The sequence below is a fragment of the Komagataeibacter swingsii genome, assembly GCF_003207895.1.
Classification (GTDB): domain Bacteria; phylum Pseudomonadota; class Alphaproteobacteria; order Acetobacterales; family Acetobacteraceae; genus Komagataeibacter; species Komagataeibacter swingsii.
On sequence record NZ_NKUB01000102.1, the window covers coordinates 1 to 773 of the forward strand.

1 pseudogene is annotated in these 773 nt (G+C 58.7%); it reads right to left on the bottom strand.

What is annotated here, in order from left to right:
• Positions 1 to 342 (bottom strand): annotated as a pseudogene (locus CFR76_RS17530) (transposase); the annotation flags it as partial.
• Positions 343 to 773: the final 431 nt, after the last annotated feature.

The window sequence follows — 773 nt, forward strand, 5'->3', positions numbered from 1 at the left end:
TTATCGGCAGACGCGCTCGCTTCGGGTCAATCATCTGCCGCCTCTGATCACGCCCAACCGAGCAGAGGCATCGCGTAAAAAATCCCGTTCCACGAGAAGTTCGCCTATCTTCGCGTGCAGTTTCTCCACATCAGCTGGGCTGACCGGGGGCTCAGACACCGTCTTCCCGGAAAAGGTCGCCGCCATCCCCTCGATCGCCTGCCGTTTCCACTGGGCGATCATCGTCTGATGTACCCCATGTTTCGAAGCCAGTTCCGCCAGCGTCAGTTCCCCACGGATCGCCTCCAGCGCAACCCGTGACTTGAACTCTGCCGCATACCGTTTCCGCGTAATCTTGCCCATAGAACCCGTCCTCGTTCAGGCCAGATAATAGCTTATCGCCCTGTCCGAAAAATGGGGACCATGTGTGGACGGCCCTGACGATGCAAGTGGAAAGTATGATTTTGGTGGTCGGGTGCAGCCATGTGTCCGGCCTGTTTGCGCAGCCCGGGGGCTGCTGGCCCTGATGAAGTCCGCGGATTGGATCCCTGATCACCTCTGCGCGCTTTTGCTGCGCTTGGTCCCGTCGGGTTTATCCTCTCCCCGGCCTGACCGGTTCGCCATCATATCTCACCACTCCGCACATTCACCTTCGTCGCTTCTGGTGTTCGACGAGGGCAAATCTCTGAATTCTTTCAGGCGCTCCTGGCGCTGTATGCATTGCCCGTTGTGAGAAGTGCCCAGACAATCCTGGCAGTCTTGTTGGCGAGAGCGACAGATACGACACGCGCCGC